We start from the raw sequence: 26,602 nt of genomic DNA, 5'->3' as shown, positions 1-26,602 counted from the left end.
CTCTATTAACCATTAACCATTAACCATTAACCAATAACCAATAACCAATAACCATTAGAACGCATACAGCAAGGTCATATTAGTTTCTGTGTCTGTACTTGTCTTACTATCAAGTGGATTGCTATTGTATCTAACAATCACAGCAAACTTCATCGCCAGTGCGCCGACAATATTAGCGGTGACAAAAGTTTCTGAGCGCGCATCAAGCTTATCACCAAAATCCATCACAATTTTTTGACCAAATTTAGAGGTTTCACTTAACTTAGTCTCAAAGTTAATCACCCCGTGAGCCACTATGCTTTTATCTGCATCATCACCTTCAATCGCTGCAAGCGTACTGTCTAAGCGCTGATAAATAAAACCGGGACCAATTTCAGCCCTAAGCTTAGTGCGCTCGTTACTGATAAATTTGTGACCATAACCCGTTGCAGCGGTAAAGCTATATTCATAACCTGTGAACGGGTCGACTTCGTAATTCATATTGGAGAAAATATAGCTATTATGATCTAGCTGATAATCACCTTGGGCACCGAAAAAATAACGCTTAGCCGTAATTTCATCAGTATCTTCTTTGTAGAGGCCTTCGAATAAATATTCATTCTCCCAATTACCCAGCTCATGCTTAAGCGCTAAGCGGCCCTTAAAAGAAGAGGTATCTGTATTACCTGTCGTAAGAGTGGCACCTAACTCAACTTCACCAGCTAGCACATCATCACCTACCACAAAATCAGCCCCTGCATGGGCCATCATAGGTAACATTAATCCCAATCCGGTGATCAGTAACTTCTTTTTCATCTTGTTATGTCCTCTCTTAAAAATTTGTCGACATGCTAACATTTCAAAACGCTAATGAAAAATATAAGGCTTTTTACTAGGATAAAAAAAAGCCCGCTAACCAGTAGCGGGCTTAACATTTAGCTTTCAGGCTTTAGCCCGTAGCCATTATCAGTTACATGTTGATCTTAGGATCGAGTGCACCAGACTGATATGACTTATACATGGCTTGCAGTGATAATGGCTTGATTTTAGAGGCCATGCCCGCGCTGCCAAAAGCTTCATAGCGTACAGTACAGATGTCTGCCATGGCTTCCATTGAGGCTTTTAAGAACTTACGTGGATCGAACTCTGCTGGGTTTTCCGCTAAAAACTTACGTACAGCGCCAGTGGAGGCAAGGCGTAAGTCGGTATCGATATTCACTTTACGCACGCCGTGCTTGATGCCTTCAACGATTTCTTCTAATGGTACACCGTAAGTTTCAGGGATAGCGCCGCCATACTGGTTGATGATCTTTAGCCACTCTTGGGGCACAGACGATGAACCGTGCATCACTAAGTGAGTGTTAGGAATACGGGCATGGATTTCCTTGATGCGATCGATACGCAGCACGTCTCCTGTTGGCTTACGGCTAAATTTGTAAGCACCGTGGCTAGTGCCAATAGCAATAGCTAAGGCATCAACGTGAGTATCGGCAACAAAGCGCGCCGCTTCATCAGGCGTTGTTAGCATTTGATCCATGCTTAAGGTGCCCACAGCACCGATACCGTCTTCTTCGCCGGCTTGGCCAGTCTCTAGGCTACCAAGACAGCCGATCTCACCTTCAACTGATACGCCGCAAGCGTGAGCAAAAGCCACAGTCCTACGGGTTACATCGACGTTATATTCGTAAGAGGCTGGCGTTTTGCCGTCTGCCATTAACGAGCCGTCCATCATCACTGATGACATGCCTAGCTGGATAGAACGCTGACAGATATCAGGATCGGTACCGTGATCTTGGTGAATACACACAGGAATATCAGGATATTGCTCAAGAGCCGCCGCCATTAAGTACTTAAGGAACTGCGGGCGAGCATACTTACGCGCACCGGCCGAAGCTTGTACTATCACAGGACTGTCCGTAGCTTCTGCTGCCTGCATAATGGCACGCATTTGTTCAAGATTATTGACGTTAAATGCGGGCACACCATAACCATGCTCAGCAGCATGATCGAGTAATTGACGTAGGGAAATAAGAGCCATTTTTGTTCTCCAATAATAGGGTGAATTAACACCTAGGGCACTATCGTTTGGATGGATTTAATACGCCAAGAAGAAGGTCCATGACAAGTCTTCGAGGCGCGGTTAAGTTTTATCGTTATTAGTTTTATCGTTATTATTGCTATCTGTTGTCGATAGCTTAGTCGGTGCACTCATACTGAATGACTACCGTGTTAACTCTGCGCAGTTATAAAAACGGCCCTTGAAACAAGAGCCGTATTATCACATTTATGCGCCGCGCTTCTCAAGCATTGCAACCGCCGGTAACTCTTTCCCTTCTAAAAACTCAAGGAAAGCGCCACCACCAGTAGAAATGTAAGACACCTTGTCGGCGATATTGTATTTATCTACCGCCGCTAGCGTGTCACCGCCACCCGCAATAGAAAATGCCTTAGAATCAGCAATGGCGCGAGCAATACGCTCGGTGCCTTTACCGAATTGATCGAACTCAAATACACCAACAGGGCCGTTCCACACAATAGTGCCAGCCGTTTCGATGATTTTAGCTAAGGCTTCGGCGCTGTCTGGACCGATATCAAAAATCATATCAGTATCAGAGACTTGGTTCACGCTTTTGAGTGTTGCCACAGCTGTTGGGCTAAACTCGCTCGCCACAACCACGTCCGTTGGCACAGGAATGTCGCCGCCACGCTTTTTAGCATTAGCCACTAAACGCTTAGCTTCTTCAACTAAATCTGCTTCATACAAAGATTTACCCACATTAAAGCCAGCTGCAGCAATAAAGGTATTAGCGATACCGCCGCCAACCACTAGCTGATCAACTATGCCTGATAGGCTCTCAAGCACGGTAAGCTTAGTGGACACTTTAGAGCCACCAACAATGGCTACCATAGGGCGGGCTGGGTTATCTAAGGCTTTACCTAAAGCATCAAGCTCTTGGGCCAAAAGTGGGCCTGCGCAAGCGATGGGAGCAAACATGCCCACACCGTGAGTTGACGCTTGAGCACGGTGAGCCGTACCAAAGGCATCCATCACGTACACATCACAAAGCGCTGCCATCTTCTTAGCTAAGGCTTCATCATTCTTGCCTTCGCCTTTGTTAAAACGCACGTTTTCAAACACCACCACTTCGCCAACATTAGCTTCAACGCCGTCTAAGTAGTCTTTGGCTAAGCGCACCGGTGCTTTTAGGGCTTTGGCTAAATAATCAACCACAGGCTGAAGTGAGAATTCGCTGTTGAACTCGCCTTCCGTTGGGCGGCCTAGGTGAGACATCACCATAACCGCAGCGCCTTTGTCTAACGCCAATTGAATGGTTGGCAGCGATGCACGCAGACGTGCGTCACTTGTCACTACGCCGTCACTGACTGGCACGTTGAGATCTTCACGAATAAGCACCCGCTTATTGGTTAAATCTAGGTCTGTCATATTGATAATAGCCATAATAGCCTTTCCTCTTAAGTTAAAAATCAAACTGGCTGCCCCAGTGGTCAGTTCACACTCGGGCATAAATTCTTTATTTTGCACCTTTTTACTTGGCGACTTATTATTTCGTGCTTTTGGCTTTTATCATCGCCAGGCTAGTATCAAGCATACGATTGGCAAAACCCCACTCGTTGTCACACCAGAGCAGGAGTTTCACTAAATGGCCATCACTCACCCTAGTTTGGGTGGCATCGACTATGCTAGAGCGTGGATCATGGTTAAAGTCACATGATACTAATGGCTCATCAGTATAACCTAAAATCCCATCAAAACGACCTTTTGCTGCTTGCTGTAAGACGCTGTTTACTCTGGAAATATCGACTCGCTCACGTAAAGTTACTGATAAGTCGATCGCGGTCACATTTATGGTGGGCACCCGCACAGAAATGGCTTCAAACTTATCTTTCATCTTGGGTAAAATACGCTCAATCCCTCGAGCAAGCTTAGTATCCACGGGAATAATAGATTGGCCTGCAGCGCGAGTACGGCGTAAGTCATCATGATAGGCATCAATCACTTGTTGATCGTTCATCGCCGAATGTATGGTGGTGATAGCGCCGCTTATGACACCAAAATAGCTATCGAGCACATCAATCACAGGCACTATGCAGTTAGTGGTGCAAGAGGCATTAGACACCACAGTATGATCTGCAGTTAACAGCTGATGATTGACCCCATAAACGATTGTAGCGTCAACATCTTGAGAAGAAGGATGGCTGATAAGCACTTGCTTAGCGCCTGAAATAATATGCGCTTCACAGGCCTCACGCTCAATAAGGCTACCACTGGCCTCGAAAACTATGTCGATATCCAGCTCAGCCCAAGGCAATTTTGTCGCATCACTTTGATGGAATAAGGCAATGGCATCATCACCTATGTGTAATTTCCCTGCTTGTAATTCCACCGTCTGCCCGAAACGGCCATGGGTAGTATCGTACTGAGTTAAATGACGAATAGCCTCAGGTTTTGCCAGTTCATTAATGGCAACGATTTGAATTTGTTGACGTTTACCCGACTCATACAGGGCACGAAGAATTGAGCGGCCAATGCGGCCATAACCATTGATAGCAACGCGGATCATTAAGGGTTCTGCTTCCTCTATCGTCAAAAAAGAGATAAAAAAACGGCCTGTATTCTATACAGGCCGTCATTATACAAGCTAACGCTAACAGACTAAACACCTATCAGCTAAGTGGTTAGTATATTTAGCTTTGCCCGAGGATTTACCCCAGCGCAATACTAGGGTCTGTTGATCTTTCAAGGTTATTTTTGCAGCGAATTGTTGGTCATTTGTACAAGGCAGAGACTTCGAGGTGTAGTTATTCTACATAAAAAGTCGATAACGCAGTAAAAATGGCCAACAAACGCTGCCCGAAGGGTTCGGCTAAAAACGTTTTACTCTTTGTTGAATGAACTTTGCTTAGATGACTAGGCATCAATTCATTCGCCTCGATTAAAACGTTTTTAACTCGAACAAAATTCAACCAGCAAAGATCAACAGACCCTAGGCATTAACCTAAGCTTTTCACTGTCGCAACCACGTTATCAACGGTGAAACCAAAATGCTTAAGTAAGTCACCGCCTGGCGCTGATTCACCAAAGGTGGTCATGCCAACAACTGCGCCATCAAAGCCAACGTACTTGTACCAAAAATCAACATGAGCCGCTTCAATCGCTACACGTTTAGTCACAGCTCTTGGCAGTACAGCTTCTTTATAGGCAGCATCTTGCTTATCAAACTCAGTGGTTGATGGCATAGACACAACGCGTACCTTAGTACCTTGCTCAGTTAACGCCGCAGCACTTTCTATTGCAAGCTGCACTTCAGAGCCTGTGGCAAGTAGAATCACATCGGCAGTACCAGCGCAATCAAGTAGCACATAAGCCCCTTTGGCGACATTCGCTAACTGCTCAGCACTGCGCGCTTGAGCTTTCAGGTTTTGACGGCTGAAAATCAATGACGTTGGTGCATCACGACGCTCAATAGCCGCTTTCCAAGATACCGCTGTTTCAGCAGCATCACAGGGACGCCACACCGCCATATTTGGCGTCATACGTAAGTTAGCTAGCTGCTCAACCGGTTGGTGAGTCGGGCCATCTTCACCTTGACCGATAGAGTCATGGGTATAAACGAAGATATTCTGAATACCCATCAAAGCAGACATACGTACTGCGTTACGGGCGTATTCCATGAACATCATGAAAGTCGCGCCGTAGTTGATGAAACCGCCGTGTAAGGAGGCGCCATTCATGATGCCGCTCATACCGAATTCACGTACACCGTAATAGATGTAGTTACCGGCCGCATCATCTTGAATGCCTTTAGAGCCTGACCACAGCGTTAAGTTAGAGCCAGCTAAATCTGCAGAGCCACCTAACAATTCAGGCAACATAGCACCAAAGAAACCGATAGCGTTTTGCGAAGCTTTACGACTTGCAATACCTTCGCCCTTATCTTGGCACTCTTGAATGAAGGCTTGAGCTTTAGTTTCAAAATCAGCAGGTAAGTCACCTTTTAATACTCGGCGTTCATACTCAGCAGCCAGTGCTGGGTGAGCCGCTTTATAGGCTTCAAACTTGCTTTCCCAGGCAGCTTCAATCACTTGGCCCTTCTCTTTGGCATCCCAGCCAGCGTATACGTCTGTTGGGATTTCAAATGGGGCATGTGGCCAAGCTAAAAACTCACGCGCCGCAGCAATTTCAGCATCGCCTAGTGGCGCGCCGTGGCAATCGTGGCTGCCAGACTTGTTGGGTGAACCAAAACCAATAATGGTTTTGCAGCAAATCATGCTTGGCTTGTCGGTTACCGACTTAGCTTCATTGATAGCAGCTTTTATGGCTTCAGGATCGTGACCATCAACACCAGCAATAACGTGCCAACCGTATGATTCAAAACGCTTAGGGGTATCGTCAGTGAACCAGCCTTCAACATGACCGTCGATTGAAATGCCGTTGTCATCCCAAAATGCGATTAGCTTGCCTAACCCTAAAGTGCCCGCTAATGAACACGCCTCATGAGAGATACCTTCCATTAAACAGCCATCACCTAAGAAACAGTAAGTGAAGTGATCAACGATATCATGGCCTTCGCGGTTAAATTGCGCCGCTAAGGTTTTTTCAGCAATGGCCATACCGACCGCGTTGCTAATACCTGCACCTAATGGGCCTGTAGTGGTTTCAACACCTGGGGTATAACCATATTCAGGGTGACCTGGGGTCTTAGAATGCAGCTGACGGAATTGCTTTAACTCTTCGATAGGTAAAGCATAACCGCTTAGGTGCAGTAAAGAGTAAATCAGCATAGAGCCGTGACCGTTTGATAAAATAAAACGATCGCGATCGACCCACTCAGGGTTCGTCGGGTTGTGCTTAAGGAAATCATTCCAAAGCACTTCGGCGATATCAGCCATACCCATAGGTGCACCTGGGTGACCAGAATTGGCTTTTTGAACTGCATCCATACTTAATGCACGGATAGCGTTAGCGAGTACTTTACGGGAAGACATGCTCTCTCCTGCTTGATTGTGAGATTTGCCAGTATTGAGATGTACTAACAATTGTGGAGGCACATTTTCCCTTACTCGGCACTGTGACGCAAATTAAAATTTTTTGTGATAGCCATCCTCCTTCGGCATAAGCCTAGTTTTAGGCGATAACTCTTCATTTAATAAAAACATAATATTTAAATAAATATAAAAAACAGCGCGCCACCATGGCGTATCTTGCTGACTCTGCTAAATTTACCCTAGGGCTGACTTAAGGTATTAAAGCTATAAAGTCCTTAGGTGAGACAGATATTTACCGAGATGATTATTAATTTTTACACTAAACAAGCCCGATAAAAAAACACTTAAAAAATAGAGTAATATAAGTAATTTCAAAGCACTAATTGATTAGCTGTAAAAACTAACCGATGAAAAGATTGCCATTTTCGCCCCCCTATCTTGTATTGGGGGGTTAAATTTGTGTTTAGGGGTGTTATCTGGCAAAAATTTCATTAAAATAGACGTCTAGATGTAGAAGCTTCTACACGTTCAAATTCCCAAAGACGAGATTTACCTATTATGGCAAAGCACTTGTTCACCTCTGAATCCGTTTCAGAAGGTCATCCAGATAAAATCGCCGATCAGATTTCTGATGCGGTGTTAGACGCAATTCTTGAGCAAGACCCAAAAGCTCGTGTTGCTTGTGAAACTTATGTCAAAACCGGCATGGTATTAGTGGGCGGTGAAGTCACCACCTCTGCCTGGGTTGATATCGAAGAAATTACCCGTAAAACCGTGCGTGAAATTGGTTACACCCATTCTGACATGGGTTTTGATGCCGACTCTTGTGCGGTATTAAATGCTATCGGCAAGCAATCACCAGACATCAACCAAGGTGTAGACAGAGCCGATCCCGCAGAGCAAGGCGCTGGCGACCAAGGATTAATGTTTGGCTATGCCAACAATGAAACCGACGTATTAATGCCTGCCCCAATCACTTATGCGCACGCCTTAGTGAAACGTCAGTCAGAAGTACGTAAAGATGGCACTCTGCCTTGGCTGCGCCCAGATGCGAAAAGCCAGGTCACTTTTGCCTACGATGACGGCAAAATTGTCGGCATCGATGCTATCGTGTTATCGACCCAGCATAGAGAAGACGTCACTCAAGCAGATTTGATTGAAGGTGTGATGGAAACCATCATCAAGCCAGTATTACCGGCGCAATGGTTAAATAAAGACACTAAATACTTTATTAACCCTACAGGGCGTTTCGTTATCGGCGGTCCAGTTGGCGATTGCGGTTTAACGGGCCGTAAGATCATCGTTGACACCTACGGCGGCATGGCCCGTCATGGCGGCGGTGCATTTTCTGGTAAAGATCCATCTAAAGTGGATCGCAGCGCGGCGTATGCTGCTCGATATGTTGCAAAAAACATCGTTGCAGCTGGCCTTGCTGACCGCTGTGAGATTCAAGTGTCTTACGCCATTGGTGTTGCCGAGCCAACGTCAATCAGTATCGAAACCTTCGGTACCGGTAAAGTGTCTGAGGAAGTGTTAATTAAGCTTGTACGTCAACACTTTGAGCTGCGTCCATACGGCCTAACGGCAATGCTAGATTTGGCCCGTCCTATTTACCAGCAAACTGCGGCTTACGGTCACTTTGGCCGTGATTGCTTCCCATGGGAGGCCACAGACAAAGCCGAGATCCTTCGCGCTGACGCTGGATTGAAATAATCTAGGTTCTAGGTTCTAGGTTCTAGGTTCTGCAAATAATCAGTCCACGATGAAAGCCAGTTGCTAACCCAACTGGCTTTTTTGTTGCCCTACTTTCTTGTGATGTTAAAAACCGCTTGTTTGTGCTCACTTTACCGTGCCAAGCTGTTGCCTTGCAAAAGATGAACTGAGCACTCAGAACATAGCACTTAGCACATCAATCAGGGGGATTAAATAACAATGAATAACCGGCTTAAGATTGCCATCTTTGGCGCAGGCTCCACCGGCTGTTATTTAGCTGGCGAACTCGCCCTTGCAGGCCTTGACGTTAGCTTAATCTGCAGGCCACGCATTAAAGACGCCATAATAGCGGCAGGCGGTATTCACCTTACAGACTACCAAGACTTAGATAAGACAGTGATGCCAAGGCAGCTGCTAACAGAGCTTAAAGATGAAACCTTTGATCTGGTGTTTGTCACAGTCAAATGCCATCAACTTGAAGGCAGTGTTGCCCAGCTTTTAATCATGACTCACTCACAAAGCTGCCTAGTTTTGATGCAAAATGGCCTTGGTAGCAAAGACATTGTCTCAAATGCTTTAAAACAACAACACGGCAGCCGGCAATTACTCCTTGGGATCACTCCATTTAACGTGCTGCAAAAAGCCAATGGGGTATTTCATAAAGGCACCGAAGGCGGTTTTGTGTTTCAAGACCACAAGGTACTCAGACCTATTCATCAGGCCCTAACAGCCCATGGATTTAGCTGCGAGCTCAACGCTGATTTCGAGTCAGTCATTCATGGTAAGTTATTACTTAATTTAAACAATGCCTTAAACGCCATTGTCGATTTATCCATAAAACAGCAATTAAGCCAGCGCTCAACGCGGGTATTGTTAGCTAAGGCCATGAAAGAGTGGCTCAATGTCTGCCATGCTGCAGGCTTTAAGCTAGGGAAATTGACTAAAATGAAGCCGCAGTATTTGCCGTTTATTTTGTCCTTGCCGGATTTTTTATTCACCCACCTAGCAAAAGCCATGCTCAGTATAGATGACAAGGCCCGCTCCTCCATGTGGGAAGACATTCAGTCAAAGCGGCCAACAGAAATTGATTATTTAAATGGTGCTGTCGTGGATTTAGGGCAAAAATATGGCGTTAACACCCCAGTCAATAGCGCCATAGTCGAAGCCATTAAGCTGCTTGAACAAGGGCATAAGGTCAGTTTGACCCAGCTACTTCAGCAAACGAGTAAATAAACCAATAAGCATAAGAGTAAATCCTAGGAGTCAATAAAGCGTGCGGATCATTTCCCCCAATGAGTTTAAGCGTCTGCCTTGGAAAAATGGCAAAGGTGAAACCATCGAGCTTGCCATTAATGACGGCGGCACAATGGCTGATTTTGACTGGCGCATCAGCATGGCAAAGGTCACTGAAGATGGGCCTTTCTCAGATTTTAGTGGTTATCAGCGTCACCTTTTACTGCTTGACGGCATAGGGATCACCTTAAAACATCAACACGCTGCTGCGGATGATCATGGTGAACGCCAAACCTTAGCCACGCCGCTTGCCATCGCCGAATTTGATGGCGGCTTAATGACCTCTGGTACATTAATGAATGGCCCAATTAGTGATTTTAACTTGATAGTCAACGCGGCTAAATATCGAGCTGAAGTTCACGCATTGCAAGCCAACTCATTAACACTGCCTTTATCTCAGCTGCTATTTGCCTATGCCGTAACCGGCAATGGTGAAGTGACGCTCAGCAATAACACCATAACACTCCCCCAAGGGCATTTACTCAGGCTTGCAGCCGATGAACTCGCGCCCAATACCTCAGTTAATTTCAGCGGTGAACGAGTCATTATTATGAGCTTAACCTTATTATGAGTTCAATTTGAGTATGAGTTCAGCCTTGTTATAGCAAATCTGGATGGGCATTAAACATAAAAAAACCACTGCCTTGGCAGTGGTTTTGCTTTTTGTTCAATGACCGACAGCTCAATAAACGATAGTTCAATAAGCGATTCAGTTAATCACAACTTGAAAGATTATTTAACCTCAACTCGGGTTAAGAGATGGATAAACGGTAGTGAATTATCAAAAATTCAATACCTTAAATTCAAACTTGAACTTTGCGCTGATAACAAGGCGAATTTATGCGTCAATAGCTAGCCTATTGCAAATGAATTCAACGCAGTTAGCGGTGCAAAGAACTGTTTGATATGCATTTATTATCCCGAGCTGAGGTTACTTGGCCTTGCGGATAAAAGGCAGCACTAACAGCGTCACACCCACCAGCAAGAAAGGCACACTCAGCCACTGACCCGCACTTAAGACAAAGTCTTCTGCATAGGCGGCTTGTTTCACCTTCACAAACTCGATGGCAAAACGGGCGCTAAACACAGTACAGAGGAACACCCCGAATAACACCCCGTGCTTCTCTTTAAGCCGAGTAAACTTATACAAAGCGTACAAGGTGATAAAAATCGCCAAATAGGCAAAAGCTTCATAAAGCTGAGCGGGATGGCGCGGCAGTAAGTCGATACGCTCAAACACTATCGCCCAGGGCGCATTGCTCGGTACGCCCAAAATTTCTGAGTTGGCAAAGTTTGCCATACGCACAAAGAAGCCGAAAATCGCGGTGGCGATAGCTAGCCTATCCAGCAGGAAAAGAAACGGTAGTTTAATCTTTCTGTGGTAATAATAAAGCGCAATAATTGCCCCAAGACCGCCGCCATGACTGGCAAGGCCGCCTTCCCAAATCGCCAAGATTTTAGCCGGATGAGAGAAATAATAACTAGGGTCGTAAAAAATCACATGGGCTAAACGGGCACCAACAATAATGCCGACAACGCAATAAATCAGGAAGTTATCTAATGACTCTAAATCTAAGCCTTCCTTAACATACATACGCTTCATCACTTGGAAGCCCGCGGCAATGGCGGTTGCAAACAGCGCCCCATACCAATGTATTTTTAAGCCTAAAAAAGACACCATCACAGGGTCAATATTCCACACAAAATGTTCCAAGCTAAGCTTCCCCATCAAAAATAATCATCACAGCCCAGATTATCGAGCCACCAGAGCCTGCCATGCTACACCTTTTACAACAATTTGGCTCTAGCCTAAATGAGGCAAAATCATTAACTTAAATTTACTCTGTAGAATAAGTGAGAAAGTCCCCAATCCCAGATTAGTGGATTTTAGGTGAAGTAGAGTACTCTTTAGGGGCATGATATTTCTCGATAATATTTTGATAGATGCCATTGTCTTTAAGCTTTTGAAGGCCTTGATTGAAGGTTTGAGTTAAGGCTTTTGCATTAGGGTATTCTCTAGAGATCATTAAATGCAATGCACTTCGGCTTTCAGGTTTAGTCACCACAGAGAAGTCCGCGATGTTTTCTGGGATATGCGTCCGAATAAGGTCCCAACCGACTAATTCATCAATCAGGGTAAAATCGATGCGATCTTTTAGCAGCATTGTCATATTCTGCAAATCAGTACTGACATAGCTAACATTAAGTCCAAGGGCATCAAATGAGGCTTGGTACCAAAATCCTCGGACGCCGCCCATACGGTAACCATGAAAATCTGCCAATTCCTGCCAGCTAAAGCCATTAGGGAAGCGAGTCTTCTTATAGAAAAATTTAGGGAAAAAAGCTAAAAATGGATCAGAAAAATCAAAATCTTTAGCTCTTTCATCTGTGAATACATAGGGAAATGCCGCAAAGGCAAGGCCTTTCGAAACAGATAGCTGACCACGATTCCAAGGCTGAAATTTAAATTCAACCTCTATATCGGTATCCTTAAAAACGGCCTTGATAAGCTCAGGGATCATGCCGTTTGCTATACCATTATTATTGATCACATAGGGGGGGTAATCACTGGTCACAAATACTAAAGGCTCTTGTGCCTTTGCTATAAACAGAAAGTGTGACAACAAGAACAAAATAATGAGTACTCGTTTCATAGGGCTCCCTGCCTTGCTGCTTAAACTAAATGTTTTAACTGGCCTCTTATGTGAACTATAGACTGCTTACTGCCATAATCCAGCCTAAAAATCATAGTCATAGCGATAATAACGCCCGCCGCCACATCTTCAATAACCAGTCACCAATCAGCGGACACTGCAATAGGGCTATTACTTGGCATTATGTTCACAAAATACCCAATAATAGCCTGGTGAAACGCTAGTTATTTTTGCGCATCAATAAAGGGCAAGGTGCCAGTAGGCAACATAGTGGTAGGCAATTTGCCATCCCAACGCTCAGCTTTAGTGAGCTCCACTAGGTTTTGGTTTTGAGCCAAAGCTTCAGCGCGACTTTTAATAGCCGTCGCCTCTGCAATGCCCTTAATGCGAATACTCTCAGCTTCAGCTTTTGCCCGAGCTAATTGTGAGTCAGCTTCAGCTTGAGCTTGTGTCACGGCTATTTGCGCACTCACCCGCTCTTTTTCCAAGTTTTGCAGCTGAGTTTGCACTTCCACTTCAGCGCGCATCCTGTCTTCAACTGATTTCTCATAGGCATTGGAAAAATCGATATTTTCAATTTGCACTGAAGTAATTTCTACCGGTCCTTTGATTGACCTTTTAATGGCTTCGGTGACATCAATACCAAACTTGATGCGCTCTTGCACCACAGAAATAGCCGTGTATTTACCAAAGATATTCTCAACTTGGGTTGGCACTTGACGGTCAAGCAAGCGCGCTATCATAGAATCTATGCTCTTAAAATTAGCATACACTTCTTCGACTTTATCAGGCGGAATGCTAAACGTAACTGATGCGCGCAGCGTCGCAGGCTGTTGATCGCGGCTATAAGCCTGCAGCGATTGGTAGCTAGTGGTGTGAGTCTGAGTAGAAATGCGCACTACAGAGTCAAACATAGGCAGTTTAAAACCAAGCCCAGGCTCTGCGGTGCCAATAATCTTACCATTTCTTAAGATAACCCCGCGCTCACCTTGGTCAACCGTATACCAGCTGCCAAATAGGGAGATGAGCGCCAAGATAACAACAATCACGGGAATTATGGTCGTGAGGCTTAAACTGTTTGAGAGTTTAGCGCTCAAATCAACATTGGGGGTACTTTTTAACATCTTGCATCCTTTCAATAAGCTTAATAGGGCCACAATAAATGACTACTATAAAAAATTCAATGTCTATAGTACCTTACGCTGACTCAAGAAAGCGAATTGTATCCAGAGGCTGATAATAACGGCGATGGAATTAAGCAGAACTTTTGAAGATATACAGGGTATGTTGGACACTTACATCGTTATTGTTCTTTGTTTTTTGAATTGAACGATGAACCAATTGCTATACCGATGCCACTACCCATTGCTATTCCGATGGATAGGCTGAACGGCAATATATCAAAAACAACACCACTTATAGCGCCCAGAGCAGAACCTATACCAGCACCTACAGCTATATAAACGCCCATTTTATGTTGCGGGAGATCTTTTTTATCTTGATTCGACATTTCAACGTTCCTTATTTATGAGCTATATCTGGTTGCCTAACCTTTGTATTGTACGCAAGGAAAGTGGAAAAAGTGGCTGCATCTTTAGATTTAAGGCTTTAAGCCGTCAATTTACGCTAATGCTAACATGGTGAGCCATGGCGTTTCACCACGAGAAGGCGAGACGACCGTTCATCCCATGTCCGCTTTATGGCATCTGACCCACATGGAAGTGGGAAATGTCATTATGATGTCTGGAACATCATTGACCATGCCATCACGGCATGTGTGAGCCCTTTCACAGCGACGGGATGTTCAAGCCCTCATGGATGGCGCTTGATCTCACAATAGGCTGACTTGCGCACTAAAAGATAGCCAAATAAAAACAACAAACCTGTCACTAACCAAATCATACCGGTATAAAAAACAACTGAATTAACCATATCAGGATGACGGATCCACAGCTGCAATGGCAATACGCCACGAATAATACAAAGTGCTGCGATCGTGTATATGCCAAGCCTTAATAAAGGTAACTTTCTAATCATACCTGCACCAGATAGCGCATATAGTCCAACGACTGAGAAAATAACCGACACAAATATCGTTCCAATTGGCGCTAACCAAGTTCCATTTCTAGCTGATTCAATAATTTGAACTGGCGCCATTTGAGCTGAAAAACATTCAGGCCCCAAAAATATACAAGACATATGCGCAATGGCAGTCCCCACAGAAATTAAGGCTGCAAGAAGTAAAAATGTGACTCCGTATTTTGATTTCACAGGACGCTCCATTTAAGTGCACAAGCTTCGTATTATGCGCGTTTTGCTAAGGTTATTTACCTAGGCTATTTACTTATGAAGATGGGTCCAACTTTCTCGACAACACCTCAGGCAATACCTCAGTCAACCTGATACTACTTGTGAAAAAAACTTACATCAAGGTTAAGTACGCAAGGAATGTTGAAAAATAGATTTATAAGTCGATACTTAGATCCCTCTTAACACTGTGCTCACAGATGGCACCTATTCCCCTCGAAGTTGCCGACATATTCGCTTAAAAATACCGTGCAACCATCAGGGACGATGGTTAAGGCTCGTAGGGCACACGGATGTGCTGTCGAGCCGTTAGGTATTTTTACGTGAATATGAGGAGCAACAACTTCGCGGGCGGCGCGGAGGGAGATCCAAGGGGGAGGGATTGCTGTTGATCTTTCCCCCTTGGCCGAGTGTGAGCTGGAAGCTCACGACTTTGATCCAAGCTAAGCTTGGACATAGATGAGTCATCATGTTTAGCTCACTGCTAAACATAAAACTCTTGCCAATAAAAAACCCGCTTGTGCGGGTTTTAAGATCAAACATTGGCGATGTGCCTTGACTCAGATCATCAGCAATTAACGGGCGTTAGTGCTCTCGAAAATCTTGTCGGCAGAGGCGGCGACAAAACCTGGGTAAAGTGTGCCATCGGCCATTGGGAAACGGCGAGCAAATTCATAGAAACAGCTTGGGACCATCTTGCTGCCATCGGTAAATTCGACCAAAGCTTCATCGGCTAAGGTTGATGATTGCTTCAACATCACTTCTGGGCTGCCTTTGATTTCGCCGCCAGAGGTGTTTAATGCAAAACCTGCGGCTTTCAAGGTATCGTTCACTGATACCAAGGTCTCAAAGTTTTTCAGTGCATTCACTGACACGGTAAAGTGGTTGGCACGAAAGCCCCACACAGAAACCCATGCGGCGTATTCACTTTCTTTGACTAAGGTGTTGTAGGTCGCTTGATCGATTGACCAGTGACGCCCAGAGTAAAGGAAATTATCAGCAGTCACTGCGGCAACCTCAATTTGATCCACCAGCTTGTGCACTATGGCTTGTAGCTCAGGCGAGCATTTTTCTAATAGTAACTCAGAAATAAACACCTTAGGCTGAGTTGGATCTGGATGCTCAAAATGCTTGGCATAGAGCTTTTTCGCTTCAAAATGGTATTCACCACACTCTTTATAGCCCAGCGCTAAGAAATGAGCGGCTAACTTTTCTAAGTTAATTTTCTCAATATTGAAGGTGCGCAGGGCAATATGATCGTTTTGCACATCATCTTGCTGAGACGAGCCTAGCAAGGCGTGGATTTTGGCGGCCGATGGCGTAACAGACACATAGTCTTGCCATAACTCAGAGAACAACTCATTAACTTGGGTATGCATACTACAAATTCCTAATGTCTACTATCTACTGTCTGATTCTAAATTCGATTATTTTTATCACCATAAGATTTGCTGCCTCATGGTTAAATATTAGTTACAACCTCAGTTTAACCTGTTGTTTAGTCAGGTTAAAGCGAGTTTTTGACTAAGCTTATTCTATAACAAGCCCAGGGCTTAAACTTGCGGGCAAGCTCACAGTTTGTGCCTCTACTGACGACACAGGATAAGCACAATAGTCAGCGGCATAATAGGCACTGGCTCTGTGGTTACCGCTGGCACCAATACCGCCAAATGGCGCAGCGCTTGATGCGCCAGTAATCGGCTTGTTCCAGTTGACTATGCCTGCACGAATGCGGCGATAGAAATGCTGATAATCAGTTTCGCTGTCCGCTAACAGCCCTGCCGATAAACCAAAAGCTGTGTTGTTGGCTTCATCGATGGCGGCATCAAAATCTGTGTAACGGTAGACTTTTAATAACGGCCCAAAATGCTCTTCATCTGCAAGCGGACTTGCATCTGTCACATCAATAATACCTGGGGTCACAAAACCTAGGCCAGGCGTCACTTGGGTAAGCTCAATCAGAGATACGCCGCCAGCAGCTTGAATATCGGCCTGAGCCTTCACCATACCGGCAGCGGCTTTGTCGCTTATCATGGCACCAAAGAAAGGCTGAGTTTCAGCAAACGGCTCGCCTAAGGTAATTTTCGCCGTCGAGGTTAACAGTTTAGCCAGTATGGCATCGCCATTGGCGGTTTTGGGGATAAATAAGCGTCTGGCGCAGGTGCAGCGCTGACCGCTACTAATAAACGCCGACTGAATAATATCGTGCACGGCGGCATCAATATTGGCCACTTCAGTGATGATAAGCGGGTTATTACCGCCCATCTCCAAGGCCAAGATTTTGCCCGGCTGTCCTGCATATTGCTGATGCAGCAAGTGACCGGTATTGGAGCTGCCAGTAAAGAACAAACCATCGATGCCCTTGTGGCTGGCTAAGGCTTTGCCAGTATCAATTTCGCCCTGCAACAAGTTCAGTACGCCAGCAGGAAGCCCAGCTTGCTGCCATAACTGCATGGTAAGCTCTGCCACTTTTGGGGTAAGCTCTGATGGCTTAAATAGCACAGTGTTACCAGCAATTAATGCTGGCACTATATGGCCATTAGGCAAATGACCGGGGAAATTATAAGGGCCAAATACCGCTACCACCCCGTGAGGCTTGTGGCGAATATAAGCTTTAGCGCCTGGCATAGGGTTTTCAACCGTGCCAGTACGCTCGGCATTGGCCTTGATAGAAATGGCGATTTTACCTGTCATGGCGCCCACTTCGGTGCGGCTTTCCCACAAAGCTTTACCCGTTTCTAACGCGATAGTGCGCGCCATTAACTCGGCGTGCTCTTTAAGCTGCTCGGCAAAGGCTTGGATAATCACCAAGCGCTCAGTTAGGCTCAAGGCTGACCAAGTATAAAAAGCCGCTCGTGCGCTTGTAATAGCCGCATCCACTTGGGCGGCATCTGCACCTAAGCCTTGCCAGATCACGTCGCCATTGGCAGGATTGACTGAGCTAAATAACGGCCCTTTACCTGCAAGCCACTTACCTGCAATAAATTGGGTTTGCGTGAGAGAGGTTAACTGTTCAAGTTGATTCATTTGGCACCTTTATCAAGATTTAGGTAGCGTACGCTGTCGCCATTTTGCACATTTAAGGCATCAGCAATCGCACTGCTGATAACCAAAGTATGGTTTGCTTTATCTAAGTAGCAGTTATCACTGAAGGTGGCTCTAAATTGCTCGGTTTCGCAGTTACAAATACCAAGTTGGCTTGGCCCTATTAACTGGGCTTCGGTTGAAATTTGCACTTTGATTTTGTGGCTTTGACGCACAGATTTTATCTGCTTTAACTGGGCTTCAACGGTCGGGCCCGCATCAAATAAATCCACATAACCTCTGTGAGTAAAGCCTTCATTTTCTAGCAATTTAAGCGCCGGCTGTGTGTTGTGATGCACCTTACCTATCACTTGCTGAGCTTCAACTGGTAATAAGCCCACATAAATAGGGTAACGGGGCATTAAGTCAGCAATAAAGCCTTTTTTACCCACACCAATTAAATAATCGGCTTTGGAAAACTCCATATTAAAGAAGTTGTTCTGTAACCAGTGCCAAAAAGGCGGGATACCATTTTCATCGGCTTCACCGCGCATCTCAGCAATCACAAGCTTTGCAAAGCGCTGTGGCTGCTCAGCCATAAACATAAAGCGCACTTTAGATAAGAAGCGGCCATTTAAGCCAACCCTGAAGGGCTCTCGCAAAAACAGGCTGCACACTTCAGTGCTGCCAGTGTAGTCATTGCATAGAGTTAACACTTCAACCGGATTAACCGCTTGAAGCTCTGCGCTGTGGTGTACAACCGTACTTTTGTGAAAATGATAAAAAGGGTTATTAAGTCCCACTGCGGCTTCTATGCCTGTGGTACCTAAAATGTCACCGGTCAGGGTGTCTTCCATTACAAATAAATAACCTTGCTCACCTGGGGATGTTATATCGGCAGCAAAGCTTTGCTCAGAATGGGCAATCTTATGGCTAAGCTTGTGCTCATCCATCGGCAGTGAGGTAAAACCTGCACCTGATTCAGTGGCGATTTGTAACAGCGCCGGAAAATCGGCAGTCTTAATAGGGCGGATAAGTAACATAAGCGGTTTCCATGATAAAACATTCTTGGCAAGCAGAGCTGATGAGTAACTCTGATGTTCTGCTTACCAAGGAGACGAGTTAAATTCGGGCATTAGCGTGAAGCTAGCGCCTAAATTTACCTGACGATTAAAAGCTTAATCGTGTCTCGTTATGCAGCTTTAGCCGCTGCAACCACTTTAGCTACTGCGCGCTCAAAGCGGGCAAGCCCTTGGGACACATCTTCTTTAGGGATAACAAGTGATGGCGCCATACGCACCACGTTTGCCCCAGCCATCAACACCAACAAGCCTTCATCGGCAGCAGCGAGCATAAACTCACGGGCTTTACCGGCGTAATCAGCATTAAGCACAGCGCCGAGTAACAAGCCTTTGCCGCGTACTTCACTAAAGACTTGGTATTTATCGTTAATGGCGTTAAATCCATCACGCAGCCACTGCTCGCGCTCACTCACACCGTCTAATACGGCTTTAGTGTTCACGGTATTGAATGCCGCAAGGCCTACCGCACAGGCCAGTGGGTTGCCGCCGTAGGTACTGCCGTGCGTGCCAACAACTAAGTGCTTAGCAATTTGTGTGGTCGTTAACATGGCGCCAATGGGGAAGCCGCCACCTAAGGCTTTAGCCGTAGTTAATATATCAGGCACTACACCTAAACCCATGTAAGCATAAAGCTCGCCAGTACGGCCAACACCGGTTTGCACTTCATCAAACACTAATAAGGCATTGTGCTTGTCACATAATTCGCGCACACCTTGAATGAATTCTGGGGTTGGTGAAATAATGCCGCCCTCGCCTTGCAATGGCTCAAGCACTACGGCGCAGGTGTTGTCAGAAATTAGCGCTTTAACACTGTCTAAATTATTGTATTCAGCGTGGTCAATATCACCAGGCTTAGGGCCGAAACCGTCAGAGTAAGCCGCTTGGCCGCCCACTGACACAGTAAATAGAGTACGGCCGTGGAACGCTTGCTTAAAGGCGATAATTTGTGATTTCTGCGGGCCATAGTTGTTCAGTGCCACACGGCGAACCAGCTTAAGCGCCGCTTCATTTGATTCAGCGCCAGAGTTGGCAAAATACACTTTCTCGGCGAAAGTGTTGTCCACCAACGCCTTAGCTAGCATCAATGCTGGCTCATTGGTCATGGTGTTGGATAAATGCCACAACTTGTGCGCTTGCTCAGTTAAGGCATTAACCAATGCTGGGTGACAGTGACCTAGGCAGTTAACTGCAATACCACCAGCGAAATCGACAAACTCACGCCCTTGCTGATCCCAAATCCGTGAGCCTTCACCTTTAACGGGAATGATCGCCGATGGGGCATAGTTAGGAACCATCACTTCATCGAATAAATTTCTGCTGACTTGCATACTGACCTCTGACTGTAATTATGAACTTGCAACGCTCAAGTGCGCCGCAGGTAATTTAGTTATCCCTTTATTATATTGAGCAAAAATAGCAAAATGCAGCTGCAATTTTAACAAAATCACGCTAAAATCTATCAATTTAACCAACCAACTTGTCATTGTGAGCGTTATGATAACTAAAGAAGATGAACGATTACTGTCGTTATTAAGAAACAATGCCAGAACTAGCGTCTCAGACTTGGCCCGCAGCCTAGATTTATCCCGCTCAACAGTACAGGCTCGCATCGCAAAATTGGAACAAAATGGCATAATTAAAGGCTATGTGGTGGAGTATGGCGAGGCTTATATCAGTAACTTAGTCTCAGCCCACGTGTCGATTAAGGTGAAACAAAAGTTCACCACCAAAACCAACCTAGAACTAAGAAAAATGCACAGGATCTCCGCCTTGTACGCTATCTCTGGAGAATATGACTTAATTGCAGTGGTGCAAGCGCAAACCACAGAAGAGCTAAGCCACTTGCTTGATGATATTGGCAACCTTGATGGGGTTGAGCGCACCAACTCCGCAGTAATCTTAGAAACAAAGTTCACCCGCTAAGCTCTGCCTCTCACTGCGCAATTAGAGTGATGTCTTAGCTCACAGATTACTTAAATCATTATGAATTAACTGTTTAGTGGTGATATTATGACCAATAATTACATGCAGCTCTTTTAATGTATGATAAAAAGGATTTTATTATGTTCAAGGCACAGGATAACTCATACATAGGGCCCATAGCTGGGTATTCACAACTGATTACAGCTGTTGTCTTTAGCCTTCTTCGGGCTCAGCCATTGTTCATTTTGCGAACCTTTATTGCGGCCTTAGGGCTATTTTGCGTAAGCCCTTCGAGTGTTGCTGATCACGCAAGCTTAATCGAAAATAACGACTTAGCGCAGCCAACACCTCACTCCCACAAGATACAAACGCCGATCAACAGCATTACCTTAGCCGCAGAAGACAGCTGGCCACCTTTTGCCGATCAATTTGGCAAGGGCATTTCCCATGAACTAGTCAAATCTGCTTTTGCCCAAGTTGCTATTCAAGTAAAAACCTTAGTGGTGCCTTACTCTCGTGGCCTTAGAATGGCCGAGCGCGGTAATCTGGATGGTGTGTTTAATGTCACTAAAGAAATCAGTACTCAAGATAGGTTTATCTTTGGTGAGCAGCCCTTATTTCAAGCAAGCGCCTCTTTTTATCAGCACACATCACACCCTGTTAGTGCAAAAAACAAATACGACTTAGCCCCAAATACAGTAATAGGCATCATTAAAGGCTATGAGTATGGTGATGAGTTTTTTGCACTAGCAAAGCAAAAAAAGTGGCCGTTATTTATTGCCAATAACCAAACCCAACTAATTAATATGTTGCTAGTTAATCGCATCGATTTGGCCATTATGTTCGACCGTGTTGCCGATGAGCATTTAACTCAAATGGGGGTCAACGAAGACATAGCAGCCGTGTTTAATAATCATCAGAGTGACATTTACGTCGCCTTCTCCAAGCTGCAACCTAATTCAGCGCATTTAGCAAAAAAACTCGATGAAGGCTTAATCAAGCTGAAAAATCAGGGACAATACGCTAAACTCCTGCTTCCTTTGAAAAATTGAGTCATCTACGCCATGTCCAGCCCAGCTGCAATCAGTCCGGTTTATCATTTCCCGGTGCAAATTTATTACGAAGACACTGATTTTTCAGGGGTTGTATATCATCCGAATTTTCTTAAATATTTCGAACGCGCCCGTGAACATGTGATTGGCGCCGAGCGCTTAAATCAGCTTTGGCAGCAACTTGGGCTAGGTTTTGCCGTCTATCGCAGCGACATGCTGTGTCATGATGGGGTCGAATTTGCAGAAATTGTCGATGTGCAGACGCAATTTTATTTTGAAAGTAAGTACCGCACTGTGTGGCAGCAATCCATTTGGCGGCCCAATAGTCAAAAAGCCGCGGTCACCGCCACCATTGAAATGGTGTGCATGAATAAAGCCCGTCAGTTAGTGCCCATGCCTATGGCGCTGATGGCCCAGCTACAGCATAACTTTACTTCGGCTTAACTAAAATATTAGCCAAGCATTAGCTAAGCGTTAGCCATCAATATGTTAACTCGAACACTCACATCCAGGCTTGTGATGTACCATCGTCTCGCCTTTCTCGTGCTGAAACGGCATGACTCACCTTTTCAGTATTAGCGTGTCTATTAACTAACGTTACAGATTACAAAGCTAACTTTAGCTATCAGTGAGCTCCACCCAATAACCGCTTCGAACACGTTTTTGGACAGAAGTTTGTTAGATTTTTAGCAATAATTCGTGAATTGGGGATTAGCATTGAAAACTAACGCCTGCAACACCGGCAAGCTGGAGCGTAGCGTAAGTTTGTCCGCGTGCTTGCGTTTGTTAGCGCTTTAGTATGGTTCATTGTTATCTTCATACATCATACTGCGCATTTCTTCTTCTAAATCAATTCCAAAGTAGTCGACTGCGTCATAATGGTTAGTGGATACATAAGTATTCCCTAAACCACATGCTACAAGCTTTGAATAACCTAATATTTTTAAGTCACAGGCACCACACACAAAGCTCGCAGGGAGCATTGTTTGTTTCTCAATAATACCATCTTCATCAACCGTGGTTTTAGGAGCACCAATTGAGCGCCCTTGTATCAAAGCTACGCTATTACATGCTGGGCATTGCACTCTATGCCCATGATGCCTTGTTGACAGTAATTCAGCCTGCTTGGAAAGCTTGGTCCTATCTTCGTCTGATTTTTCGTCCCAAATAGTTTTGTGCGCATTAATTGTCCCCTTAACTGATTTCGCACTTTCATCCTGCAAGGCAGAAATATGATGCTCAGCTTCCTCAGCCACATCCTTGCCAAGCAAGGATTCCAATGATTCTCCTATTGAGGTCACCAAAACCTTACATACAGAGTAAAACATGGGAAGCCAAGAGGAAGATCCAATACCGTCAAAGGGTAACGCGCCAGAATGCAGCTCACTGTTTCTTTTGTTTATATGAGCAATGCTAAAATTAAGCATCTCCCTAGTGAAATCAGGAAATAGATTTTCCGCGCGTTTCAACAAATCAGAAATGTCTGCGGATTTAGGGGTAAATTTCTGTTGGTTTGGATCGGTACCAACTGCATACAAAATATTATTCCAATCCTTTCCATCAGCAACTAACGCTGGTGATATGTTTGAAATAGCAGCGCGCACTAGAATCTCTAGCGTTAAAGCTGACCAAAAACCAGACTCCCAATCTGAATGCTCTTTTTCCATCATTGTCTCAATATATCGCTGAGCTTTTGAAAACAATGCGTCTTTAGACCATTCGTGCGCTGTTCTTGTAGCGTTCAAATTATCACCTCTTCGAAATAAACCCTTTCTATTATTCTATCCATAGACTTAGTACTGACCACGCTTCTACCATGAAGCATCCGCCAGTTGTCTATGAGCAAGCAATCACCTTTCTCAGCAAGATACATACTTATATATTTTGCACTGCTTAAACTAACTTGAATTTGCTGCCTCAACTCTTTTGCAACGCTGTTAGCAGGCTCTATAAAGATAGAATCCCACCGAAACATTCCATCTTGTTTAACTTTTAGCAAATTTGCGGTTCGATCTAATTTTTTCCTAGGCTTAAAATGGGCCCGACTTAGAACACAAGCATCTATTCCGTCACAAATGTCGTTGCTGTCGATGAGTTTTGTTTCAACATCTGCCACTGGCACAACACTTCTTAGAAATAAGTATCTTGGCGGAACGTACCAATGTGCCAAATCAGTATGAAATGGAAATTCATTTACCCCAAAATTGCCACTATAAGTGTTATCTAATTCGTTCTCTTTTAGTCTTGGAGTCAGCGTTTGGATCAACGGCATTGTAGGAACCTTAAATACATTTCCTATACGCTGTGCCACTTCAAGCATCGATTCTTTTGAGTCACTTTGGAATGACACATACCCTCTTTCTATCAAATCTTGGCGCACTGCTCGAATGCCCTCTTTGTAGTGCTAACGCAAAGCACACGGGTGACGACCGCGCAGCGTTTGGCATCCCAGCGGCCGCAGGCCGCGAGTGCTGCGCCTTGTTATGTTTTTATTTGCACCCTGTCTTTGATTAGTGCGATTGTTCCAGGCCATTTTTTACCTTTGGGTAGTGCCCATTGTTTCGCGATTGGGTCGATGATACCGCCAATCAATTCATAGTGCTTTGCAACTTTTATGCGCTTCCACTTAAGGCGCAAAAAGTAAGCATTTAACCGTTTGTTATTTTTAATCTTGTGAGCACTGTACTCAGCACCTAACAATCGAGAAAGCAAAGAAATATGGCCAGCCATTATAAAACAATAACATAATGCATTTTCGACATGTGCTCAAGCCAGATTGTGAGGGTGTGTTGCTAGAAAGCCGATATCGTTGGAGTTTATGGAAGCTGATTGGCTAAATCGGCGGGCTTCCTTCAAAAACAGTGATTTTTAGCCACAATAGCCCAACTCATTAAAGAGTTAAGCTGATTTAGAAACATTGTTATTACAAGGAATTTTAGATTAGCCAGCTTTTAAGTGCTGGCAGCAACTCGCGAAGTGTCGTCGCCGTTTCTGTAGATGCTCACAATAACTGGTCAGTTCTTGAAGCGTGCCAACGGGGCCGTGAAAGAGCTTACCAAATTCAGTGGTGAGTTTGAGCCAATTTTCTTGAGGGATATTCAATCTTGTGAGTAACTTAGCGCTATTAGTGCTGATGGCGCCGCGCTTATCGTTACGAATAATACGTCCCGTATCATCGACCAATTCGAGATAATCCTGCACCGAAAACGCAATCCCTTTAGGTTGGTTTTTTCGCTCGTTACCAATGAAAGGTAATAAACGGTTAGGTTGTTCACCTTTTAAAGCAGCCTGAATCCGCAGCAGGATACTGGTGTGGTCTGATTGCTCAGGGGTACTTGCCATCTTGGCCCTAATTGGGTTGAGATCAACATAAGCCATACAAGCCAATACAGCGGCTTCATCTAGCAGAGCTTGCGACTTAAAACGTCCTTCCCAGAAACGGCCAGTACAGTTATCCTCTTGATTTGCTTGCCGTGCGATTGGCTCATTTAAACAACGCATGAACCAGCTGATGTCACATAATCGACTTCGATAAGTGGCGATGGAATGCTTTAATCTGAGCACTTCATGAGCTTCAACGACTTCACCTTTAACAAATTTCTGGGTTATATCATCACCATTAAACAGCTTGTGCCACTGCTCGAGGACTTCTCGGTCTGTCCAGCAATTTGCAGTCTCAATGTCAATACGTAACACCACATGAAGGTGGTTAGACATCACTGCAAAGGCGGCCACATCGATTGCAAAAACGGCTTCGAGTGCAAACAGTCGCGATTCGACCCAGCCACGACGATGGTCAAAATTCTTACCCGAATATCGATCATCACCGCAGAGAAATGCGCGGCGAATAACGCGGCTACAGCAGTGATACCATGGAGTGTCTTCGACACTGATTTGAGTTCTTCTAGGGCGCGGCATAGCAAGCTCCAACATCGACAACTTTTTTGAGTTTAGTAGATGGGGCTATATCATGCTATTTATTATGGGTGGCCACATTTTTTAACGCCCGCAGCACGCGTGGGTTTGTAGTGTAGGCGAAGCCGCAACGAAAAAGCCATCGCTGTGACTGCGCTTGTTAAATGGCATGACGTTGCAAGATACTTGATTTTTCATTATCTGGAAAATTAACCCAGCTGGTTGTTTGCTGCAGAATGCAGTTAATACCGCAACCTTTCGCCGTTTTTAGAATATGCGTAAACCATTCAGAATAACTCCACTCTTTCTTTTCAGTGGAAATAAAACCTTTTAGCTCTTCATTCCAATAAACGCCGACACCTTCTCTATAGATATTTGAGTAATCTGGGCGTCCGCCACTTGCAAGACAAATTACTAGTTTCCCAGATTCTAGAACTTCTATGGTGCTAATAATTTCATTGGACATATTTTTGCCATTTAACGCTTAGCTAAGCGGCGCAGTTTACTGCGTCCTAAGCTTAAGCGTATTGTTGAACGAAGCCGCTTTGCGGCAGTAAAGATAAAGCTCACCGCTATCCACTCATCATAAATACTTACTAGACCCTGCCAATTAGGCATTTATCTAGGAGTATTATCATGAACCCATCCGAGC

At 44.9% G+C, this 26,602-nt stretch carries 25 protein-coding genes; 6 read left to right on the top strand and 19 right to left on the bottom strand.

Going from position 1 to position 26,602, the window contains the following annotated elements:
• Positions 1-54: 54 nt before the first annotated feature.
• The 5 genes from H5073_RS16580 to tkt form a co-directional block, all read right to left on the bottom strand.
• Positions 55-795, bottom strand: coding sequence for a DUF481 domain-containing protein (locus H5073_RS16580; protein WP_182680680.1), 741 nt, complete (start codon positions 793-795; stop codon positions 55-57).
• Positions 796-949: 154 nt separating this feature from the next.
• On the bottom strand, positions 950-2,017 hold the full coding sequence (fba, locus tag H5073_RS16575) for a class II fructose-bisphosphate aldolase (RefSeq protein ID WP_182680679.1): 1,068 nt from the start codon (positions 2,015-2,017) through the stop codon (positions 950-952).
• A gap of 246 nt (positions 2,018-2,263) precedes the next feature.
• A complete protein-coding gene (locus tag H5073_RS16570) occupies positions 2,264-3,439 on the bottom strand; it encodes a phosphoglycerate kinase (protein ID WP_182680678.1) in 1,176 nt (391 codons plus the stop codon).
• A 103-nt stretch (positions 3,440-3,542) separates the two neighbouring features.
• Positions 3,543-4,562, bottom strand: coding sequence for an erythrose-4-phosphate dehydrogenase (gene epd / locus H5073_RS16565; protein ID WP_182680677.1), 1,020 nt, complete (start codon positions 4,560-4,562; stop codon positions 3,543-3,545).
• A 430-nt stretch (positions 4,563-4,992) separates the two neighbouring features.
• On the bottom strand, positions 4,993-6,987 hold the full coding sequence (gene tkt / locus H5073_RS16560) for a transketolase (protein ID WP_182680676.1): 1,995 nt from the start codon (positions 6,985-6,987) through the stop codon (positions 4,993-4,995).
• A gap of 558 nt (positions 6,988-7,545) precedes the next feature.
• On the opposite strand from tkt, the gene metK reads away from it, so the two are divergent.
• The 3 genes from metK (at position 7,546) to H5073_RS16545 (ending at position 10,564) form a co-directional block, all read left to right on the top strand.
• Positions 7,546-8,700, top strand: a complete 1,155-nt coding sequence (metK, locus tag H5073_RS16555; protein ID WP_182680675.1) for a methionine adenosyltransferase — start codon at positions 7,546-7,548, stop codon at positions 8,698-8,700.
• A 219-nt stretch (positions 8,701-8,919) separates the two neighbouring features.
• On the top strand, positions 8,920-9,933 hold the full coding sequence (locus H5073_RS16550; RefSeq protein ID WP_182680674.1) for a 2-dehydropantoate 2-reductase: 1,014 nt from the start codon (positions 8,920-8,922) through the stop codon (positions 9,931-9,933).
• A gap of 40 nt (positions 9,934-9,973) precedes the next feature.
• Positions 9,974-10,564, top strand: coding sequence for a HutD family protein (locus tag H5073_RS16545; RefSeq protein ID WP_182680673.1), 591 nt, complete (start codon positions 9,974-9,976; stop codon positions 10,562-10,564).
• A 360-nt stretch (positions 10,565-10,924) separates the two neighbouring features.
• On the opposite strand, the gene lgt is transcribed toward H5073_RS16545, so the two are convergent.
• From lgt to H5073_RS16500, 9 genes are all read right to left on the bottom strand, one after another.
• Positions 10,925-11,707, bottom strand: coding sequence for a prolipoprotein diacylglyceryl transferase (gene lgt / locus H5073_RS16540; protein WP_182680672.1), 783 nt, complete (start codon positions 11,705-11,707; stop codon positions 10,925-10,927).
• Between the two features lie 163 nt (positions 11,708-11,870).
• Positions 11,871-12,647, bottom strand: coding sequence for an ABC transporter substrate-binding protein (locus tag H5073_RS16535; protein ID WP_182680671.1), 777 nt, complete (start codon positions 12,645-12,647; stop codon positions 11,871-11,873).
• A gap of 224 nt (positions 12,648-12,871) precedes the next feature.
• Positions 12,872-13,771, bottom strand: a complete 900-nt coding sequence (locus tag H5073_RS16530) for an SPFH domain-containing protein (protein ID WP_182680670.1) — start codon at positions 13,769-13,771, stop codon at positions 12,872-12,874.
• A gap of 179 nt (positions 13,772-13,950) precedes the next feature.
• A complete protein-coding gene (locus H5073_RS16525; protein WP_182680669.1) occupies positions 13,951-14,157 on the bottom strand; it encodes a glycine zipper family protein in 207 nt (68 codons plus the stop codon).
• A 302-nt stretch (positions 14,158-14,459) separates the two neighbouring features.
• On the bottom strand, positions 14,460-14,918 hold the full coding sequence (locus H5073_RS16520) for a hypothetical protein (RefSeq protein WP_182680668.1): 459 nt from the start codon (positions 14,916-14,918) through the stop codon (positions 14,460-14,462).
• A gap of 611 nt (positions 14,919-15,529) precedes the next feature.
• A complete protein-coding gene (locus H5073_RS16515) occupies positions 15,530-16,333 on the bottom strand; it encodes a DUF1338 domain-containing protein (RefSeq protein ID WP_182680667.1) in 804 nt (267 codons plus the stop codon).
• Between the two features lie 151 nt (positions 16,334-16,484).
• On the bottom strand, positions 16,485-17,981 hold the full coding sequence (gene astD / locus H5073_RS16510) for a succinylglutamate-semialdehyde dehydrogenase (protein WP_182680666.1): 1,497 nt from the start codon (positions 17,979-17,981) through the stop codon (positions 16,485-16,487).
• Positions 17,978-19,021 (bottom strand): arginine N-succinyltransferase, encoded by a 1,044-nt coding sequence (astA, locus tag H5073_RS16505; protein ID WP_182680665.1) that lies wholly within the window; start codon positions 19,019-19,021, stop codon positions 17,978-17,980. Before astA ends, astD begins: the two co-directional genes overlap by 4 nt.
• A 149-nt stretch (positions 19,022-19,170) precedes the next feature.
• Positions 19,171-20,388, bottom strand: a complete 1,218-nt coding sequence (locus tag H5073_RS16500; protein ID WP_182680664.1) for an aspartate aminotransferase family protein — start codon at positions 20,386-20,388, stop codon at positions 19,171-19,173.
• Between the two features lie 166 nt (positions 20,389-20,554).
• Here H5073_RS16500 and H5073_RS16495 point away from each other — a divergent pair, with 166 nt between their 5' ends.
• The 3 genes from H5073_RS16495 to H5073_RS16485 all read left to right on the top strand — a co-directional run bounded on the left by H5073_RS16495 (position 20,555) and on the right by H5073_RS16485 (position 22,479).
• Positions 20,555-20,983: an Lrp/AsnC family transcriptional regulator gene (locus H5073_RS16495; RefSeq protein ID WP_182680663.1), complete on the top strand. Its 429-nt coding sequence runs from the start codon at positions 20,555-20,557 to the stop codon at positions 20,981-20,983.
• A 140-nt stretch (positions 20,984-21,123) separates the two neighbouring features.
• A complete protein-coding gene (locus H5073_RS16490) occupies positions 21,124-22,035 on the top strand; it encodes an ABC transporter substrate-binding protein (RefSeq protein WP_182680662.1) in 912 nt (303 codons plus the stop codon).
• A gap of 12 nt (positions 22,036-22,047) precedes the next feature.
• On the top strand, positions 22,048-22,479 hold the full coding sequence (locus tag H5073_RS16485; protein ID WP_182680661.1) for a thioesterase family protein: 432 nt from the start codon (positions 22,048-22,050) through the stop codon (positions 22,477-22,479).
• A 350-nt stretch (positions 22,480-22,829) separates the two neighbouring features.
• On the opposite strand, the gene H5073_RS16480 is transcribed toward H5073_RS16485, so the two are convergent.
• The 5 genes from H5073_RS16480 to H5073_RS16460 all read right to left on the bottom strand — a co-directional run bounded on the left by H5073_RS16480 (position 22,830) and on the right by H5073_RS16460 (position 26,416).
• Positions 22,830-23,780, bottom strand: a complete 951-nt coding sequence (locus tag H5073_RS16480) for a hypothetical protein (RefSeq protein WP_182680660.1) — start codon at positions 23,778-23,780, stop codon at positions 22,830-22,832.
• Positions 23,777-24,415 carry a TauD/TfdA family dioxygenase gene (locus H5073_RS18520; protein WP_182680659.1) on the bottom strand — a complete coding sequence of 213 codons (639 nt, stop codon included), beginning with the start codon at positions 24,413-24,415 and terminating at the stop codon, positions 23,777-23,779. The genes H5073_RS16480 and H5073_RS18520 overlap by 4 nt, the downstream gene beginning before the upstream one ends.
• Before the next feature lie 101 nt (positions 24,416-24,516).
• The gene (locus tag H5073_RS16470) at positions 24,517-24,765 is read right to left on the bottom strand and encodes a hypothetical protein (RefSeq protein ID WP_182680658.1); all 249 of its coding nucleotides are present in this window, start codon (positions 24,763-24,765) and stop codon (positions 24,517-24,519) included.
• 210 nt (positions 24,766-24,975) lie between these two features.
• The gene (locus H5073_RS16465; protein ID WP_182680657.1) at positions 24,976-25,953 is read right to left on the bottom strand and encodes a transposase; all 978 of its coding nucleotides are present in this window, start codon (positions 25,951-25,953) and stop codon (positions 24,976-24,978) included.
• Positions 25,954-26,110: 157 nt separating this feature from the next.
• Complete coding sequence (locus tag H5073_RS16460) at positions 26,111-26,416, bottom strand: hypothetical protein (RefSeq protein ID WP_182680656.1); 306 nt, start codon at positions 26,414-26,416, stop codon at positions 26,111-26,113.
• Positions 26,417-26,602: the final 186 nt, after the last annotated feature.

This window comes from Shewanella sp. SR44-3 (assembly GCF_014163735.1).
GTDB lineage: Bacteria > Pseudomonadota > Gammaproteobacteria > Enterobacterales > Shewanellaceae > Shewanella.
The sequence above is the reverse complement of the archived record's forward strand: the minus strand, read 5'-3'. Positions and strand labels throughout refer to the sequence as shown.

Bases quoted from the DNA above. Each gene is read 5' to 3' on its own strand.
- H5073_RS16550 (WP_182680674.1), top strand. From the start codon at position 8,920: ATGAATAACCGGCTTAAGATTGCCATCTTTGGCGCAGGCTCCACCGGC.
- fba (WP_182680679.1), bottom strand. From the start codon at position 2,017: ATGGCTCTTATTTCCCTACGTCAATTACTCGATCATGCTGCTGAGCAT.
- H5073_RS16525 (WP_182680669.1), bottom strand. From the start codon at position 14,157: ATGTCGAATCAAGATAAAAAAGATCTCCCGCAACATAAAATGGGCGTT.
- tkt (WP_182680676.1), bottom strand. From the start codon at position 6,987: ATGTCTTCCCGTAAAGTACTCGCTAACGCTATCCGTGCATTAAGTATG.
- astA (WP_182680665.1), bottom strand. From the start codon at position 19,021: ATGTTACTTATCCGCCCTATTAAGACTGCCGATTTTCCGGCGCTGTTA.
- metK (WP_182680675.1), top strand. From the start codon at position 7,546: ATGGCAAAGCACTTGTTCACCTCTGAATCCGTTTCAGAAGGTCATCCA.
- H5073_RS16535 (WP_182680671.1), bottom strand. From the start codon at position 12,647: ATGAAACGAGTACTCATTATTTTGTTCTTGTTGTCACACTTTCTGTTT.
- H5073_RS16515 (WP_182680667.1), bottom strand. From the start codon at position 16,333: ATGCATACCCAAGTTAATGAGTTGTTCTCTGAGTTATGGCAAGACTAT.
- epd (WP_182680677.1), bottom strand. From the start codon at position 4,562: ATGATCCGCGTTGCTATCAATGGTTATGGCCGCATTGGCCGCTCAATT.
- H5073_RS16500 (WP_182680664.1), bottom strand. From the start codon at position 20,388: ATGCAAGTCAGCAGAAATTTATTCGATGAAGTGATGGTTCCTAACTAT.
- H5073_RS16460 (WP_182680656.1), bottom strand. From the start codon at position 26,416: ATGTCCAATGAAATTATTAGCACCATAGAAGTTCTAGAATCTGGGAAA.
- H5073_RS16470 (WP_182680658.1), bottom strand. From the start codon at position 24,765: ATGGCTGGCCATATTTCTTTGCTTTCTCGATTGTTAGGTGCTGAGTAC.
- H5073_RS16530 (WP_182680670.1), bottom strand. From the start codon at position 13,771: ATGTTAAAAAGTACCCCCAATGTTGATTTGAGCGCTAAACTCTCAAAC.
- H5073_RS16580 (WP_182680680.1), bottom strand. From the start codon at position 795: ATGAAAAAGAAGTTACTGATCACCGGATTGGGATTAATGTTACCTATG.
- H5073_RS16495 (WP_182680663.1), top strand. From the start codon at position 20,555: ATGATAACTAAAGAAGATGAACGATTACTGTCGTTATTAAGAAACAAT.
- H5073_RS16570 (WP_182680678.1), bottom strand. From the start codon at position 3,439: ATGGCTATTATCAATATGACAGACCTAGATTTAACCAATAAGCGGGTG.
- astD (WP_182680666.1), bottom strand. From the start codon at position 17,981: ATGAATCAACTTGAACAGTTAACCTCTCTCACGCAAACCCAATTTATT.
- H5073_RS16485 (WP_182680661.1), top strand. From the start codon at position 22,048: ATGTCCAGCCCAGCTGCAATCAGTCCGGTTTATCATTTCCCGGTGCAA.
- H5073_RS16490 (WP_182680662.1), top strand. From the start codon at position 21,124: ATGTTCAAGGCACAGGATAACTCATACATAGGGCCCATAGCTGGGTAT.
- H5073_RS16465 (WP_182680657.1), bottom strand. From the start codon at position 25,953: ATGCCGCGCCCTAGAAGAACTCAAATCAGTGTCGAAGACACTCCATGG.